Source organism: Sandarakinorhabdus glacialis (genome assembly GCF_014643455.1).
Taxonomy (GTDB): domain Bacteria; phylum Pseudomonadota; class Alphaproteobacteria; order Sphingomonadales; family Sphingomonadaceae; genus Sandarakinorhabdus; species Sandarakinorhabdus glacialis.
The window spans coordinates 1-16,524 of sequence record NZ_BMJM01000011.1; the positions used below are offsets into that span (position 1 = coordinate 1).

General features: G+C 66.7%; 13 protein-coding genes. 1 reads left to right on the forward strand and 12 read right to left on the reverse strand.

From position 1 onward, the window contains the following. Nucleotides 1-101: 101 nt before the first annotated feature. From IEW98_RS13305 to IEW98_RS13320, 4 genes are all read right to left on the reverse strand, one after another. Entirely contained in the window at nt 102-752 is a 651-nt protein-coding gene (locus tag IEW98_RS13305) for a glutathione S-transferase family protein (protein WP_188763530.1), read from the reverse strand. A 17-nt stretch (nt 753-769) separates the two neighbouring features. Next, nucleotides 770-1,882, reverse strand: a complete 1,113-nt coding sequence (locus IEW98_RS13310) for a calcium:cation antiporter (RefSeq protein WP_207792574.1) — start codon at nt 1,880-1,882, stop codon at nt 770-772. A gap of 3 nt (nt 1,883-1,885) precedes the next feature. Beyond that, a complete protein-coding gene (locus IEW98_RS13315; RefSeq protein WP_188763532.1) occupies nt 1,886-4,090 on the reverse strand; it encodes a ribonuclease R family protein in 2,205 nt (734 codons plus the stop codon). Between the two features lie 125 nt (nt 4,091-4,215). Then, on the reverse strand, nt 4,216-4,428 hold the full coding sequence (locus IEW98_RS13320) for a hypothetical protein (RefSeq protein WP_188763534.1): 213 nt from the start codon (nt 4,426-4,428) through the stop codon (nt 4,216-4,218). Between the two features lie 90 nt (nt 4,429-4,518). Between IEW98_RS13320 and IEW98_RS13325 the strand changes: the two genes are divergently transcribed. After that, a complete protein-coding gene (locus tag IEW98_RS13325; RefSeq protein WP_188763535.1) occupies nt 4,519-6,342 on the forward strand; it encodes an ABCB family ABC transporter ATP-binding protein/permease in 1,824 nt (607 codons plus the stop codon). Nucleotides 6,343-6,503: 161 nt separating this feature from the next. Here IEW98_RS13325 and IEW98_RS13330 read toward each other — a convergent pair whose 3' ends face one another. The 8 genes from IEW98_RS13330 to IEW98_RS13365 all read right to left on the reverse strand — a co-directional run bounded on the left by IEW98_RS13330 (nt 6,504) and on the right by IEW98_RS13365 (nt 16,402). Next, complete coding sequence (locus tag IEW98_RS13330) at nt 6,504-6,737, reverse strand: helix-turn-helix domain-containing protein (protein ID WP_188763537.1); 234 nt, start codon at nt 6,735-6,737, stop codon at nt 6,504-6,506. A 69-nt stretch (nt 6,738-6,806) separates the two neighbouring features. After that, on the reverse strand, nt 6,807-7,622 hold the full coding sequence (locus tag IEW98_RS13335; protein WP_188763539.1) for a TrmH family RNA methyltransferase: 816 nt from the start codon (nt 7,620-7,622) through the stop codon (nt 6,807-6,809). Then, on the reverse strand, nt 7,619-8,419 hold the full coding sequence (gene cobA, locus IEW98_RS13340; protein WP_371870780.1) for a uroporphyrinogen-III C-methyltransferase: 801 nt from the start codon (nt 8,417-8,419) through the stop codon (nt 7,619-7,621). The genes IEW98_RS13335 and cobA overlap by 4 nt, the downstream gene beginning before the upstream one ends. Beyond that, the gene (locus IEW98_RS13345) at nt 8,412-11,021 is read right to left on the reverse strand and encodes a nitrate reductase (protein WP_188763543.1); all 2,610 of its coding nucleotides are present in this window, start codon (nt 11,019-11,021) and stop codon (nt 8,412-8,414) included. The genes cobA and IEW98_RS13345 overlap by 8 nt, the downstream gene beginning before the upstream one ends. After that, complete coding sequence (nirD, locus tag IEW98_RS13350) at nt 11,018-11,362, reverse strand: nitrite reductase small subunit NirD (protein ID WP_188763545.1); 345 nt, start codon at nt 11,360-11,362, stop codon at nt 11,018-11,020. The genes IEW98_RS13345 and nirD overlap by 4 nt, the downstream gene beginning before the upstream one ends. Next, nucleotides 11,359-13,815, reverse strand: a complete 2,457-nt coding sequence (gene nirB, locus IEW98_RS13355; RefSeq protein WP_188763547.1) for a nitrite reductase large subunit NirB — start codon at nt 13,813-13,815, stop codon at nt 11,359-11,361. Before nirB ends, nirD begins: the two co-directional genes overlap by 4 nt. Then, a complete protein-coding gene (locus IEW98_RS13360; RefSeq protein WP_188763549.1) occupies nt 13,812-15,026 on the reverse strand; it encodes an alginate export family protein in 1,215 nt (404 codons plus the stop codon). Before IEW98_RS13360 ends, nirB begins: the two co-directional genes overlap by 4 nt. Further along, nucleotides 15,023-16,402, reverse strand: coding sequence for an MFS transporter (locus tag IEW98_RS13365; RefSeq protein ID WP_207792575.1), 1,380 nt, complete (start codon nt 16,400-16,402; stop codon nt 15,023-15,025). Before IEW98_RS13365 ends, IEW98_RS13360 begins: the two co-directional genes overlap by 4 nt. Nucleotides 16,403-16,524 lie beyond the last annotated feature (122 nt).

Sequence of the window (16,524 nt, forward strand, 5' to 3'; positions counted from 1 at the left end):
GTCGTCCAACCAAAACTCGCCTGCCATGCCGCGCTCCCGATGCCTCGGAAGCTTGAATCACACCTCAGACCAGATGTGAATCCTGTTTATGGGTCCCAACCCTAGCAAGCGGGGATGCAGGTGAAGACCGCCAGCTGGTCGGCGAAGGCGCGCTGGTAAGCGGGGCGGGCTTCGCCGCGGGCGATGTACGCGGCGATATTCGGGTATTCGCCGAGCAAGGTTGGGTTGTTCACGCGGCGCAGGACCGTGACCATGAGCAGGTCGGCGGCGCTGAAGGGACCGTCGAGCCAGTCGCTGGTGCCGAGCCGGGCCGAAAGCTGGCTCAGGCGATCGCGGACGCGCGCATCGAGGATGGGTTGGCGGGCAGCGAACCAGGGCCGGTCGCTTTCGGTGACGATGGCCATGCTGCGCTCGACGATCGGCGGTTCGACAGTGTTGAGGGCGGCGAACATCCAGGTGATGGCGCGGGCGCGGGCGCCGGGTTCCGCGGGCAACAGGCCAGCATGGTGCTGCGCGATATGGAGCACGATAGCGCCCGATTCGAACAGCGCGAGGTCGCCGTCCTCATAGGTGGGGATCTGGCCGAACGGGCGGAGGGCGAGGTGCGCGGGGGCCTTCATTGCCTCGAATGACACCAGCCGGACGGCATAGGATTGGCCGACTTCCTCGAGCGCCCAGCGGATGCGCATGTCGCGCGCCAGCCCGATGCCGCGATCGGGAGAGTGTTCGAAAGCAGTGATGGTGATGGTCATCGCTGGGCTCCGGGTGGCTACGGGCTGAATGATAGCAGCAGGTAGGTGCCGAAAATGGTCAAATGGACGGCGCCGTGGAGGATGGTGCTGCGGCCGCTGGTGAGGGTGATGGTGCTGACGAGGAGGGTGAGGACGAGGAGGACGGTATGCTCGGGGGATATGCCGAGGATGAGCGGCTCGCCCGAAAGCCAGGCGAACAGCGCGACGCCCGGGATGGTCAGGCCGATGCTGGCGAGGACCGAGCCGAGTGCCAGGTTGAGGCTGGTCTGGAGCTGGTTGCGGCGGGCGGCGCGGACGGCGGACAGTCCCTCGGGCAGCAGCACGAGCGAGGCGATGGCGATGCCGGCGACGGCGCTGGGGGCGCCGATGGCGGCGACGGTGAGGTCAAGGGTGGGGGCAAGTGCCTCGGCGAGCAGGATGACCGCGACCAGCCCGGCGAGAAGTAGCGCGAGGGCGATGGCGGCGTCGCGGGCGGAGGGCCGGGGCTGGTGGATGAGGTCGTCATCGTCACTGGCTTCGACGTCGGCGGCGAGGACGAAATAATTGCGGTGGCGGACGGTCTGGACGAAGACGAAGGTGAGGTAGAGGACCAGCGAGATGACGGCGACGAAGGCGAGCTGGGTCGGGGTAAAGATCGGCTCGTTGGTGCGCTTGGTATAATTGGGCAGCACCAGGGTGAGCACGGCGAGCGCGGTCAGCACCGAGAGTGCCGCCGAGGCGCCGCGGCCCTCGAACCGGACCTCGCCGAACTTCAGCCCGCTGATGAACAGGCAGAGCCCGATGATGCCGGTGACGGCGATCATCAGCGCGGCGAAGACCGAATCGCGGGCAAGGGCATAGGCTTCCTCGCCGCCCGCCAGCATCAGCGTGACGATCAGCGACAGCTCGGTGATGGTGACGGCGATGGCGAGGACGAGGGTGCCGTAAGGTTCGCCGATGCGGTGGGCGATGACTTCGGCGTGGTGGACGCTGGCGAGGACGGCAGCGATCAGCACGGTCAGGATGAGGACGGCAAAGGTATCACCCCGCGGATCGGCGGTGGTGGTGGTGATGGCGACGATTATCCAGCCGAGGACGAGCGCGAGCCAGCTCCAGGCCGGGCGGAGAGAGGGGACGGCGAGCGCTTTCAACTGTCAGCGGCCGCGCCGGATGCCTTTGGGGATACGAGACTGGCCGACGCGGCGGCCGGTGCGGACACGATCGTTGCGGGGGCGGGTCTGGCCTTCGCCGAGCGGCAGTTCGAAGCGCAGCGCGCCGGTGATCGGGTTGGCTTCGGCGAGGACGAGGTCGAGGCGCATGCCGGCGGTAAAGCGGGTGCCGGTCTCGATGCCTTCGAGGACGCGGGTGCCCTCGTCGTAGATGAAGCGTTCGTCGCCGAGCGTCGAGACGGGGACGAGGCCGTCGCCGCCGAGGCCGACGACTTGCGCGAAAAAGCCGAACTTGGCGACGCCGGTGATGCGCGTCGGCAGGGTCTCGCCGATGCGCGACGACAGATAGGCGGCGACGTAGCGGTCGGTGGTGTCGCGCTCGGCCTCCATGGCGCGGCGCTCGGTCATGCTGACGTGGTCGGCGGTGCGGCCCATCGAGGCGCCGTCGGCATCGCTGAGGCCGCCATCACCGAGCTTGTAGGCGGCAACGAGGGCGCGGTGGACGACGAGATCGGCGTAGCGGCGGATCGGCGAGGTGAAGTGGGCGTAGCTGCCGAGCGACAGGCCGAAATGGCCCTTGTTGTCCGGGGAGTAGTACGCCTGGGTCTGGGTGCGGAGGACCTGTTCCATGACCTGTTCGGCGTATTCCTCACCCTTGGCGCGGGCGAGGACGCGGTTGAAGGTTGCCGGCTGGATGACCTGGCCCATGGCGAAATTCTGCCCGAAGGTTTCGAGATAGTCCTTGAGGGCGATGAGCTTTTCGCGGCCGGGGGGTTCATGGTCGCGGTACATGCAAGGCGATTTCTTCGCCTCGAGCGCCTTGGCCGCGGCGACGTTGGCGGCGATCATGAAGTCCTCGATCAGCTTGTGGGCATCCAAGGTGACGCGCAGTTCGATGCTGGCGATGCGCCCGGCGCTGTCGAGAACGACGCGGCGCTCGGGCAGGTCGAGGGCGAGCGGCTCGCGGGTGTTGCGGGCGATGGTGAGCGCGCCCCAGGTCGCCCACAGGTCCTTCAGGATGGGCAGGAATTCGCCGGTCTGGGCGTCGAAGGTGGTTTGCGCGTCCTCATAGGCGATATTGGTGACGCAGCGGATGACGGCGCGGGTGAAGCGCTGGGTGAGGATCTTGCCGTCGGCGGCGATCTCGAGGTGGCAGGCGAGGACGGCGCGGTCCTCGTTCTCGACCAGCGAGCAGACATGCGCCGACAGGGTTTCGGGCAGCATGGGAACGACACGATCGGGGAAATAGACGCTGTTGCCGCGGCTGCGCGCCGAACGATCGAGCGCGGTGCCGGGGCGGACGTAGAAGCTGACATCGGCGATGGCGACGATGGCCTTGAACTGGCCGGGATTGGCCGGGTCCGGGGCGGCCCAGATGGCGTCGTCATGGTCGCGGGCGTCGGCGGGATCGATGGTCAGGAATGGCAGCGCGCGCAGGTCTTCGCGGTCGCCGAGCGGCAGTTTGGCGACATCGTCGGCCTGATCGAGGACTTCCTGTTCGAAGCGGTGGGGAATGCCCTTGGCGTGGATGGCGATCAGCGAGAAGGAGCGCGGCGCGAACGGATCGCCGAGGATCTCGACGACACGGGCGTGCTGGTGCGGCGGGCGGCCACCGGGTTCGGCGAGGACGAGATCGCCGGGCTTGGCTTCGCCGGGGTCGGAGACGGCGAGATCGGCGCGGGCGCGCTTGTCGACGGGGACGAGGCGGAACCCGAGCGCTTCCTTGCGCAGGATGCCGAGGACGAATTCCTCGGTTTTTGCCAGGGTCTTCATCGGGAAGGCCTGCCAGCCGCCGCCGTGTTCTTCGATGCGGGCGAGGATGCGGTCGCCGACACCGTGGGCGGCGCGGCGCTTGCCTTCGAGGACGCGAATGCGCGGCGGTGGTTGCGGGTGGTCCCAGCGGTCGGGGACGGCAATTGGCCCGTTGTCGCCGGCCTCGATGATGCGAATGACCGCGACGGGGGGCAGGCCACCGCCCTTGTGGAGGCTGCGGCCGGGGCCGAGATCGAGGACGCCTTCGTCCTGCATGTCCTTGAGAAGGGACTTCAGCGCGATCTTGTCCTGGGCATGGAGGCCGAAGGCGCGGGCGATTTCGCGCTTGCCGACAGCACTGGTCTGGCTGCGGATGAAGGCGAGGATGGCGTCCCGGGTGGGGAGGCTGGGGGCGGATTGTTGTGAGCGACGGGGCATTGCGCGACCATGGGCGGTGTTGGGGGGCGAGGCAAACGGGTTCGCGTTATTTGGGGAGGGGAGACACCCCCACCCGGGCCGCGAAGGCGCGTCTCTCGCCTCCCCCCTCTAGGGGGAGGGAAAATTTAGCGGGCGGCGATTTCGGTGCGGGGGGCGGGTTCGCATTGGGCGGCGATCGTGGGGTAGGCGTAGCTCGACTGGGTGGGGAGGACATTCGGCATCGCTTCGACGCACTGGGCGACGGTGGCGTAGGTTGCCGGCGCGACGCCGACGCGGTCGCACTGGTCCGAGCCGTCGGCGCAGCCGAGCAGGATCATGACGATGAGACCGGTGGGCATGACTGTCCTTTCCCTTTGCAAAGGTTGAACAAGTGACGCGGCGTAACGGTTCCAATTGCGCCGGGGGCGCGGCATCGCCACATTGGGCTCATGCAATATATGTCGGCGCCTCCCGGGCCGCAGACGGGCACCGCCGATTTCGCGACCCTGAAGCGCTTCCTTCCCTATCTCTGGCCCAAGGCCGAGCCGCGGCTACGATCGCGGGTGGTGGCGGCGATGGTGCTGGTGCTGTTGGCGAAATCGACGACGCTGGTCATGCCGTTTGCCTTCAAGGGCGCTATCGACCGGATGGCGGCGGGGGTCCCGGACGGCATCCAGATCGCGGTGGCTTTGGTCGCTGCCTATGCGCTGGCGCGGTTCGGCGGCGTGTTGTTCGATAATCTGCGCAACGCTATCTTCGAAAAGGTCGGGCAAACTGCAGCGCGGCGGCTGTCGCAGGACGTCTTCGCGCATATCCACCGGCTAAGTTTGCGCTTTCACCTGGAGCGGCGGACCGGGTCGCTGACGCGGATCGTCGAGCGCGGCACCAAGAGCATCGACACGATGCTGTATTTCATCCTGTTCAACATCTTTCCGACGATCTTCGAGCTGACGGCCGTGTGCGTCATCTTCTGGATCAAGATGGGTCCGTGGATGGTCGTCGCGGTGCTCACCATGGTGGTGCTGTATATCGCTTATACCCAGAAGGTTACCGAATGGCGGACCAAGCTGCGCCGCGAGATGGTCGAAAGCGACAACAAGGCGGTGGCACGCGCGGTGGATTCGCTGCTGAATTACGAAACCGTCAAATATTTCAACGCCGAGGACCACGAGAACCGCAATTATGGGCTGGCGGTCAAGAAATACACCGACGCAGCGACGAAGAACGAGGTGTCGCTGGCGTGGCTGAATGTCGGCCAGTCGATCATCACCAACCTGATGATGGCCGGCGCCATGGGCTATACGGTGTGGGGTTGGAGCCAGGGCAAGTTCACCATCGGTGACGTGGTGCTGGTCAATACGCTGCTGGCGCAGCTGTTCCGGCCGCTCGACATGCTCGGCATGGTCTATCGCGAGATCAAGCAGGGCCTGATCGACATGGAATCGATGTTCGGGTTGATCGATACGCCGGCGGAGATTGCCGATGTGCCGGGAGCACCGCCGTTGCAGGTCGTCGGTGGCCATGTGCGGTTTTCGCATGTCGAATTCGGCTATGAGTCGCGGCGGCAGATCCTCCACGACGTGTCGTTCGAGGTGCCGCCGGGCAAGAAGCTGGCGATCGTCGGGCATTCGGGGGCGGGCAAGTCGACGCTGTCGCGGATATTGTACCGATTCTACGACATCCAGGGCGGCGCGGTGACGATCGACGGGCAGGATATCGCCAAGGTCACGCAGGATTCGCTGCGGCGCTCGATCGGGATCGTGCCGCAGGATACCGTGCTGTTCAACGAGAGCATCGGCTACAATATCGCCTATGGCCGGCCGGGAGCGTCGCAGGACGAGATCGAGACGGCGGCGAAAGGCGCGGCGATCCACGACTTCATCGTGTCGCTGCCCGATGGTTATGCGACGCAGGTCGGCGAGCGCGGGCTGAAGCTGTCGGGAGGCGAGAAGCAGCGGGTGGCGATCGCGCGGACGATATTGAAGGACCCGGCGATATTGATTCTGGATGAGGCGACGAGTGCGCTCGATTCGGCGACGGAGGCGGATATCCAGTCGGCATTGGGGACAGTTTCGCAGAGCCGGACGACGCTGGTGATCGCGCACCGGTTGTCGACGGTGACCGATGCGGACGAGATTTTGGTGATGGCGTCGGGACGGATCGTGGAGCGCGGGCGGCATGAGGCTTTGCTCGATGCGCGCGGGCTTTATGCGGAGATGTGGGCGCTGCAGCAGGCTGAAGCGGCGGTGGATGAGGCGATGGCGGCGGAATAGGTCGTAGCGCCGCGAGCGCGCAGCGTAGCAGCGCGCCGACAGGCGCAAGACCGGCCAGCGGGGCGGTTGGCCCTTCGCCGACCGAACCCGTCTGACGTCAGCGCGGGCTTTGCCCGTGCCTTTTCTGGCTTGGCTGCGCAGCGAAGCAACTGGGTCCCGGGTCAAGCCCGGGATGACAGCTTTTTAGTGAGTGCCCGCGCGACGACGGCAAGACCGTGGGTTATGTCTTCAGGATTGCCGGTTTCCGACGCGGCTGCCAGATATTCGGCAATATCGGTCTCGGTGTTGAGATAGTTCACGGCATCCCAAGGGATGGTATTGTTGGTCACGGCAATGCCTCGCTGTCGCTGCAGCTTTACCCGAAACCACTCGTCATGCTGAACTTGTTTCAGCATCCATCGTGCAGATAGCAAACATTCGCCTGAGGCACGATGGATGCTGAAACAAGTTCAGCATGACGATCGCTATTTGTGGGCCAGCGACTCAAACTGGTTCAGTGCCTCATACAGCAGCACAGCAGTTGCCACCGCGACGTTGAGGCTGTCCGCCGTGCCCTTCATCGGCATCTTTACAAGCGCGTCGCACCGCGCTGCATATTCGGCGGGGAGGCCGGATTGTTCGTTGCCCATGAACAGGAAGGTCGGGGCGGCGAATTCATGGGCGCGGTAGTCGATGGTGTGGCCGTCCAATGCAGCGCCGACGAGCTGGCCGGGGCCGGTGCGGAGCCAGGCGAAGAATTCGTCGCCGGTCGTCTGGGCGACTTTCCGGGTGAACAGCCCGCCCATCGAGGCGCGTACGGCCTCGAGGCTGAACGGGTCGCAGGACTGGTCGAGGAGGATGACGCCGCCGGCGCCAACCGCGTCGCAGGTGCGCAGCATGGTGCCGAGGTTGCCGGGGTCCTTGAGGTTTTCGGCGACGACCCAGATCGGCGCGGTGCCGCGATCGATGTTGGCGAGGCCGGTGTCGGGAATGGCATAGGCAGCAGCGACGGCGCCGGGATTGTCCTTGCCGGTCAGGCGGTGGAGCAGGTCGCGGGTGCTGCGGATGGCCATGCCGTGGGCCGCTTCTGTGGCGGCGATGAGCGCCTGGGTGAGGGGATGGCCCTCGGCATCGACCGAAAAGATCAGGTATTTCGGGACATGGCCGGTCTGCAGCGCTTCGGTGCAGACGCGCAGGCCCTCGGCCAGAAACAGCCCGTGTTCGCGGCGGCCCTTTTTCTCGGTCAGCGACTTGAGGCTCTTGAAGACCGGGTTGGCCGGGCTGGTGATGTCGGTGATCATGGGTTTCGATGCTGTAGCCCTGGCGGCGAAGACTTGCACAATTGTTTTTCGATTTCGGCGGGGGCGCGCCGCCGGACGGCTTCGCCGACGAGGATGAGCGCGGGGTCGATGTCCGGCGCCTTCCCGATAACGAGGGCGAGCAGGTCGAGCCGGGTGTGGACGAGGCATTCGCCGGGCAGGCTGACGCTGGTCGCGACCAGCACCGGCGTTGCGGCGTCCAAACCATGGGCGATGAGTTGCTGGCTGATATGCCGCGCCGCACCGCGGCCCATGTAGAACGCCAAGGTGCCGCCGGGTGCCGCCAGTGTCGCCCAGTCGAGGTCGAGCGGGTCGCTGTCGCGGGCGTGCGCGGTGACGAAGCGCAATTGCCGGGCGGTGCCGCGCAAGGTCAGCGAAATGCCGGCGCTGGCGGCCGCGGCGCTGGCGGCGGTGATGCCCGGGCAGATGCGGACACGGATGCCATGGCGGGCGAGCGCGTCGATTTCCTCCGTAGACCGCGCGAAGATCGAGGGGTCGCCGCCCTTCAGCCGGACGACGCGGTGCCCGGCCTGCGCGGCCTCGACGAGCAAGGCATCGATGGCGGGCTGGGTGCGCGAATGGCGGCCGGCGCGCTTGCCGACCGAGACGCGGGCGACGTGCGGCGGGATCAGGTCGAGGACGCCCGGCCCGACCAGGGCATCGTGGAAGACGATGCTTGCGGCGGCGATGAGTCGTTCGGCCTTGCGCGTCAGCAGGTCGGGGTCGCCGGGGCCGGCGCCGACAAGCCAGACTTCGCCGGGCGCGATGAGATCAGCCATGCACAAGGTCCTTCCGGAGGGGCAAGAGGGCGGCGATGGCCGGGCGGCACGAACCGCAATTGGTGCCGGCGTTGAGCGCCTTGCCAACGGCTTCGACGCTGACGAGGGACTGGTCGGCGATGGCGCGGGTGATCGTGTCGAGGCCGATATCGAAACAGACGCAGATGATGGCGCCGCGACTTGGCGCGGGCGTCGCCGGCCGGCCAGCGAGGAGTTCCATCGACGATGAATTGTCGGCGCCGAGTTGTTCGACCAGCCATTCGCGCGGCGGCAGGCCGGCGTTGCGCGACACGAACAGCGCCGCCTGCAAGCGGCCGGCGACCAGCACCGCCGAGCGGACGACGCCGCGCCTTGTGTCGATCATCTCGGCGCGGTCGCCGACAGGCAGCAATCCGGTCAGCACCCCGGGGTCGCCTTGCCCGGCCAGTTCGGTCAGCCAGCCGCCGCGGGTCCGGATGCGCGTCCACCAGGTGCAGTCGGGGTTGGCGCCGACCTCGCGGGTGATGAGGAAGCCGGTCCATTCGGGGCGATAGGGGGCGATCGTCGCGGGGGTGTTCTTGAACCCCGGCTGGCCCGACAAAGGATCGCGATCGCGTCCCGGTAGCCGGCCGGCGCGGCCCTCGGAACTGGTCTGGTCGGTCCAGTGGATCGGCACGAACAGGTCGCGCAGGCGCTGGTCGGGGGTGACCGCGACGCGAAAGATGCTGCTGCCCTGCTCGGTCGCGACGCGCGCGAGGCCACCGTCGACAACGCCATGGCGGCGCGCGTTGTCGCTATGCACCTCGACCAGCGGCTCGGGGCGGTGCTGCGACAGTTTCGGCGACAGGCCGGTCCGGGTCATCGTGTGCCATTGGTCGCGGTAGCGGCCGGTGTTGAGGCGCAGCGGGAAATCCCGGCTGCCATCGGCACGCGGCTGGTAGCGCACCGCCACCATTCGGGCCTTGCCGTCGGGGGTCGGATAGGCGCCGGTCGCAAAAGGCGAGGCGCCGCCCCACTGAAAGGGCGCCATCGCCGCATATTCGCCGTCGGTGATCGTCGCCCGGTCCGAAATATCGAGAACGCGGGTGCCGTTGTTTTCAAACCCTGTCTGGGCGGCGAATTCCCGAAAGATGCTGGCGGCATCGGGATAGTCGAACCCTGCGAACCCCATGCGCTGCGCCACGGCGGCGACTGCCCACCAGTCGGCGCGCGCCTCGCCCGGCGGCGCCATGAAGCGGCGTTGCCGCGACACCCGGCGTTCCGAATTGGTGACGGTGCCGTCCTTCTCGCCCCACGCGAGGGCCGGCAGCCGGACCTGCGCATAAAATCCGGTGTCGGTCGCGGCGATGCAATCCGAGACGACGACGAACGGGCAGATTGCCAGCGCCTTTCGCGCCAGGGCGCGGTCCGGCATCGAGACCACCGGGTTGGTCGCCATGATCCACACCGCCTTGATCTTGCCGGACGCCATCGCCTCGAACATCTCGACCGCCTTGAGGCCGGGGCCGGCGCACATTGTCGGCGATTGCCAGAAGCGCTGGGCGCGGTCGCGCTCCTCGGGGCTGAAGCCCATATGGACGGCGAGCATCGAGGCCAGCCCGCCGACCTCGCGGCCACCCATGGCGTTGGGTTGGCCGGTGATGCTGAACGGCCCGGCGCCCGGCTTGCCGATGCGGCCGGTCGCCAGGTGCAGGTTGATGATGGCGTTGGCCTTGTCGGTGCCGCTGGTCGATTGGTTGACGCCCTGGCTGAACAGCGTGACGGTGCGCGGATTGTCGAGGAACAGGTCGACAAAGGCCTGCAAATCGTCGGCGCTTATCTCGCAGGTGGCGGCGACATCGGCCACGGCGATGGCCGGCCAGAAGCCGTCCGGTACCGTCACCCGCTCGGCCAGTGCGCGGCCGTCGAGCCGCCAGCGCGCCTTGGCCTCGGTGAGCAACCCGTTGAACAGCGCGACGTCGGTATCGGGCGCGATGGCGAGGTGGAGATCGGCGGCGCGCGCGGTTTCGGTGGCGCGCGGGTCGATGACGACCAGCTTCGTACCGCGCGCCGCGCGTGCTGCCTCGATGCGTTGCCAGATCACCGGGTGACACCAGGCGGTGTTCGATCCGACGAGGATGATCAGTTCCGCGGTGTCGAGGTCGTCGTAGCTGCACGGCACGATATCCTCGCCGAAGGCGCGGACATGGGCGGCCACCGCGCTGGCCATGCACAGGCGCGAATTGGTGTCGATGTTGGCGGTGCCGATGAAACCTTTCATCAGCTTGTTGGCGACGTAATAGTCTTCGGTCAGCATCTGGCCCGAGGCGTAGAAGGCGACGCTGTCGGGGCCGTGCTCGGCGATGGCGGCGGCAAAGCGCCGGGCGACGAGATCGAGCGCGGCCGGCCATTCGGCGATTTTCGCGCCGATCATCGGCTGCAGCAGCCGCCCCTCCAGGCCGATCGTCTCGCCGAGGTGGGTGCCTTTGGAGCACAGCTTGCCGCGATTGGCGGGATGGTCGGGATCGCCGGCGATCGTGGCAGCGCGCGCAGCGTCAGTGGTAGCGTTCGGCGTGCCGGCCGGGGTGGCGAGGACCCCGCAACCGACGCCGCAATACGGGCAAGTGGTCTTGACCGGGCTCAAACGACCCCCGCCAGGGCGGCGGCGCGGCCGATCAGGATGCGGCCGTTGTCGATCTTTACCGGGATGACCGGCACGCAGCCGACGTCGCTGCCCAGCGCCTGGCCGGTGACCAGCGAGATCCGCCAATTGTGCAGCGGGCAGGTGACGGTCGTGTCGTGGACGATGCCCTGGCTGAGCGGGCCGGCCTTGTGCGGGCAGGCGTTGACCAGCGCATAGACCTCGCCGTTGGCGGTATGGAAGATCGCGATTTCCCGCCCGCCGCGCACCGGCAGCGTCCGCGCACCGAGCGCCGGCAGCTGGTCGACCGGGCCGATATCCAACCATTCTGCCTGGAGGCTCATGCCGGCACCATCGGGCGGATCTCGGCGAGATGCTGGTGCAGCTTATAGTCTTCGCCGGCCGCGCGCTTGGCCCAGGGATCGTCCTGCATGAACAATTGCGAGAACAGGAAGCGGTCGCGCAATGTTTCGCGTCCGGCCGCGTCCTCGACGATCCGTTGCTTGATGTAATCGAGACCGACACGCTCGACCCACGGCGCGGTGCGGTCGAGGTAACGGGCTTCCTCGCGGTACAGCTGGATGAACGCCGCGCAGTAATCCATCGCTTCCTGTTCGGTCGCGACCTTGCACAACAGGTCGGTGACGCGGACCTTGATGCCGCCATTGCCGCCGATCGACAGCTCGTATCCGCTGTCGACGCAGATCACGCCGAAGTCCTTGATGGTGGATTCGGCGCAGTTGCGCGGGCAGCCCGACACGGCGATCTTGAACTTGTGCGGCATGAACGACCCCCAGGTCATCTGCTCGATCTTCACGCCGAGGCCGGTCGAATCCTGCGTGCCGAAGCGGCACCAGTCGGAGCCGACACAGGTTTTCACCGTCCGCAGGGTCTTGCCATAGGCATGGCCCGACACCATCCCGGCCGCATTGAGATCGGCCCAGACGGCGGGCAAATCCTCTTTCCTGATACCGAAGATGTCGAGCCGCTGGCCGCCGGTGACCTTGACCAGCGGCGCCTTGAACTTGTCGACGACATCGGCGATGGCGCGCAGTTCACGCGGGTTGGTGATGCCGCCCCACATCCGCGGCACCACTGAATAGGTGCCGTCCTTCTGGATATTGGCGTGCATGCGTTCATTGACGAAGCGGCTCTGCTGGTCGTCGACATAGTCGCCCGGCCAGGCGCAGAGCAGGTAGTAGTTGAGCGCCGGCCGGCACGAGGCACAGCCGTCGGGCGTCGTCCAGTGCAGCGCCTGCATGACCTGAGGGATGACCTTCAGGGCCTTCTCCACGATCAGCCTGCGCACCTCTTCATGGGTGAAGCTGGTGCATTTGCACACTGTCGGCGCCGCCCGCTCGCCGGCGAAGGCGTCACCCAGCGTCAGGCTTAACAGGCCTTCGACCAGCCCGGTGCATGAGCCGCACGACGCCGACGCCTTGGTACAGGCGCGCACCGCATCGAGCGTGACCGCGCCGCCGACGATGGCGCTGACCACCTTGCCCTTGGAAACGCCGTTGCAGCCGCAGATCTCGCCGTCGTCGGACATCGCCGCGACGGCCGCATCAGGGTTTGCGTCGGCTCCACCTCCCGATGCAAAGGCCTGGCCAAAAATGAGCGCGTCGCGGATATCGGAGACATCGTCCTGCCGTTTAAGCAGGTCGAAATACCAGTTGCCGTCGCGGGTATCGCCGTACAGCACGGCGCCGACCAGGCGGTCGCCCTTGACCACCACGCGCTTGTAGACGCCGCGGGAGGCGTCGCGCATGACGATATCCTCGCAGCCCGCGCCGCCCGAAAAATCGCCGGCCGAAAACACGTCGATCCCGGAAACCTTGAGCTTCGTCGAGGTGACCGAGCCCGTGTAGCCGCTCGGTACCGCGACCAGCCCGTCAGCGAGGCTGCGGCACATCTCCCACAGCGGCGCGACGAGGCCATAAACGAGGCCATTGTGCTCGACACATTCGCCGACCGCGAGAATGTTCGCGTCGGACGTAACGAGGTGATCGTCGACATGGATGCCGCGGCCGATGGCGAGCCCGGCGTCGCGGGCCAGCGCGACATTGGGCCGGATGCCGACCGCCATCACCACCAGCGACGCCGGGATCTCGCGGCCATCCTTCAACCGGATGCCTTCGACCCGGCCGTGGCCGATGATCTCGGCGGTATCGGCGCCGGTCAGGATGACCTGGCCGCGCGCCTCAAGGGCTTCCTTCAACAGCCAGCCGGCGGCTTCGTCGAGCTGCCGCTCCATCAGGGTCGGCATCAGGTGCAGCACCGTCACCTTCATGCCGCGCAGCGCCAAACCATGTGCCGCTTCCAGTCCCAGCAGGCCACCGCCGATGACGACGGCATCGCCGCCCGCATCGGCGGCGCGCAGCATCTTGCCGACATCGTCCATGTCGCGGAAGGTCACCACGCCCTGCAGGTCATGGCCGGGACACGGGATGATGAACGGGTCGGAACCGGTGGCCAGCAGCAGCTTGTCGTAATGTTCGACACGGCCCGAGCGCGCCGTCACCGTCTGCGCGGACCGATCGATCGCCACGACCGCATCGCCGGCGACGAGGTCGATCAAATTGTCGGCGTACCGGGCGTGGTCGTTGATGACGATGTCGTCGAAGCCCTTGTCGCCGGCGAGCAGCGGCGACAGCATGATGCGGTTGTAGTTGACCCGCGGCTCGGCCCCGAAGATCGTGATGCGATAGGCGTCGGCGTCGCGCGCCAGGATTTCCTCGACGGCGCGGCAGCCGGCCATGCCGTTGCCGATGACGACCAGGTGCGGTTTGTCGATCATATTGCCCACTCCAGCGAGAGCCAAAACTTGCGTGTGTCGGTGGCGAACTTGTCGGCGCGATAATCGGCATATTTGGCCAGCACAGTGGCGCGGCCGGAGCGGGCGCTGGCCTGCAGGTCGATCTCGTTGCCGTAATGCTGGCCGGACCTGTCGCTGTCGAAGCGGTGATAGCTGGCGGTCAGCGCGATCGCTTCGAAGCGGCCGAGTTTTTTCCAGCCGTAACCTGCCAATGCATAGGCATCGCGCAGGCCGTTCGGCGGCGTGACGAGAAACTTGTCGGCCCAGCCGTTGAACTTGTGGAGGGTGCCGAGGGGTGCCTGGAAGCTGGTCAGCGGCACGCCATTGTCGGCGCCCAAGACCTCGTAGCCGCCGCCGAAGCGCAGCGCCGCCACATTGAGCGCCAGTTCGCCGAGATAGTAGTTCGCGGCGTAGCGATTGGGGTTGCGGGCATGGTCGGTCTGGTGGGCGTAGCTGGCGACATAGTTGAGCTTGACGCCGTCCCCCAGTGGCCGGGCGCCGGCGAAACGGCCGCCATAGGTGGCGCTGCTGTTGCGCAGGACCAGCGGCTCGTCCTGGTCGATCAAATACGCAAATCCGGTCAGCGTGCCGATCGCGGTCTTCAGCGCGAGGTTGGCGAAGACATTATCGCCGCCGATCGCGGCATAGCGCGCCGGGCCATGGCGGTTGCCGCCGTTGATGCCCCAGATGGTGCGGTCGCTCCAGGCATAGGTGACATCCGCCTTGAGGTTCTTGATCCCCGTCCACTCGACCCGCGCCGCGTCGAAGGTCTGTTCGTTCTGGCGCCAGCCGACCGAGCCGACAAAGCGCTGGTCGTCGAGATTGATGCGCTGGCGGCCCAGCGTGACGACGGTCCCGGGCAGGCCGCGATATTGCAGCTGCAGCCGGTTGAGCCCGATCGTCTGCGGATCCGGCACGATCGGAAAGGCGGTGCGGCCGTTGACGCCGCTGTTGTAGTTTTCGACTATGGCCAGCGTCCCCACCGCCTCGCTGAGCAGGCTGAAATCGCCGGTGCGGGCCTCGATGCCGGCGCGGACGCGCATGGTCACTGCATCGGCGCCCTGGGCAAAGCCGGCCTGTTCGACATTTTCATAGCGCAGCCGGGCATCGATCAGCGGCTTGAGGGTGATTTTTTCGGCCAGCGCCGGGGAACTGCTCAGGGAGAGCACTATTGCGATACGCGCGGCGTTCATGCCGGCAATCCGGTGCCGACCGCCGCGCCCGTCCGGCGCAGTTCGAGCGCTTCATCGAGCAGGGCGCGCTCGGCGGATTTGTGCGCCGGCGAAAACCGCACGGCCAGCGCGCACAGCGAACAGCCGGCGACGACATAGCCAAGGACGATCAGGCAATCCTGCGGGGTCGCCGAGGCCTTGTTGAGGAAACCCGCCGCCACGGCGCCGATGTTGCCGCCTGCACCGATCAGGCCGGCGACACCGCCCAGCGCCTTCCTGTCGACGAACGGCACCAGCGCATAGGTCGCGCCGCAAGCCATATGGGTGAACAGCCCGAACACCGTCATGGCGATGATCGCCGTCGTCACCGTCGCCGCATGGCCGAAGAACAGCAGCCCGATGCCTTCGCCGAGCATCAGCGTGAACAGCAGCAGAGTCCGGCCATCGAGGCCCTTGAGCAAGGCGATGCGATCGCTGGCGATGCCGCCAAGGGCGCGGGCGAACAGCGCCAGCCCGCCGAAGATGCCGGCTGCAAATCCGGCGTTGGCCAGCGACAGCTCGAACGTGTCGACATAATAGCTGGCGACGATGTTTTGGATGAAGATCTCCACCCCGAAGCTGGCGCCATAGGCGATTGCCAGCAACCAGGTCCGGTAGTTCGCCGCTGCCTGCTTGAAGATGCCCCAGCCGCCCTTCTTGCCACCGTGGATGTCCATGCCGGCAGCCCGCATGTCGACGATGTCGCCCTGCGGGGTGTCCTGGGTGTAGCGGGCATAGACGAACGCCATGGCGAGCATCGCAACGCCCGGCACGAACATCGCGGCGCGCCAGCCGAACGCCTGTTCGACGCCGAGGCCGATCATGGCGGCGACGACCAGCGGCATCAGGCTTTGCGCGGCGCCGCCGCCGGCATTGCCCCAGCCGCCAACGGTCGCATTGGCGGTGCCGACGACGTTGGGGGCGAACATCACGCTGGTGTGATATTGGGTGATGACGAACGAGGCGCCGATCGCGCCGATGGCGAGGCGGAAGAACAGGAACGCTTCATAGGTCTGAGCGAACGCCAGCCCGAACACCGGCAATGCCCCCAGCAGCAACAGCCAGGTGTAGGCGCGGCGTGGCCCGAAGCGATCGCACAGCGGGCCGATGACCAGCCGCACCAGGATGGTCACGGCCACCGCTGCGATGTTGATATTGGCGATCTGGTCCTTGGAAAGTCCAAACTCGGCCTTGATTAACGGCATCAGCGGGGCAGCGGCGAACCAGGCGAAGAAGCACACGAAGAACGCCATCCAGGTGATGTGGAAGGCCCGCATCTGGGGGGTCGAAAAGCTGAACAGGTCGATACGCGTCGCCTTGGGCTCGATCGCGTTGATGGCCGGTGATGCGAACAGCATGAGAACCCCCCTGGGCTGGATGCGGGCGAAAAAAGACGCAAAAAAGCCGCCGAACGCCCGGTTGAACGGGGTGCGACGGCAACGTTGCCAATTGTCAGGTGATCGCGTTCGCTACGTCATTG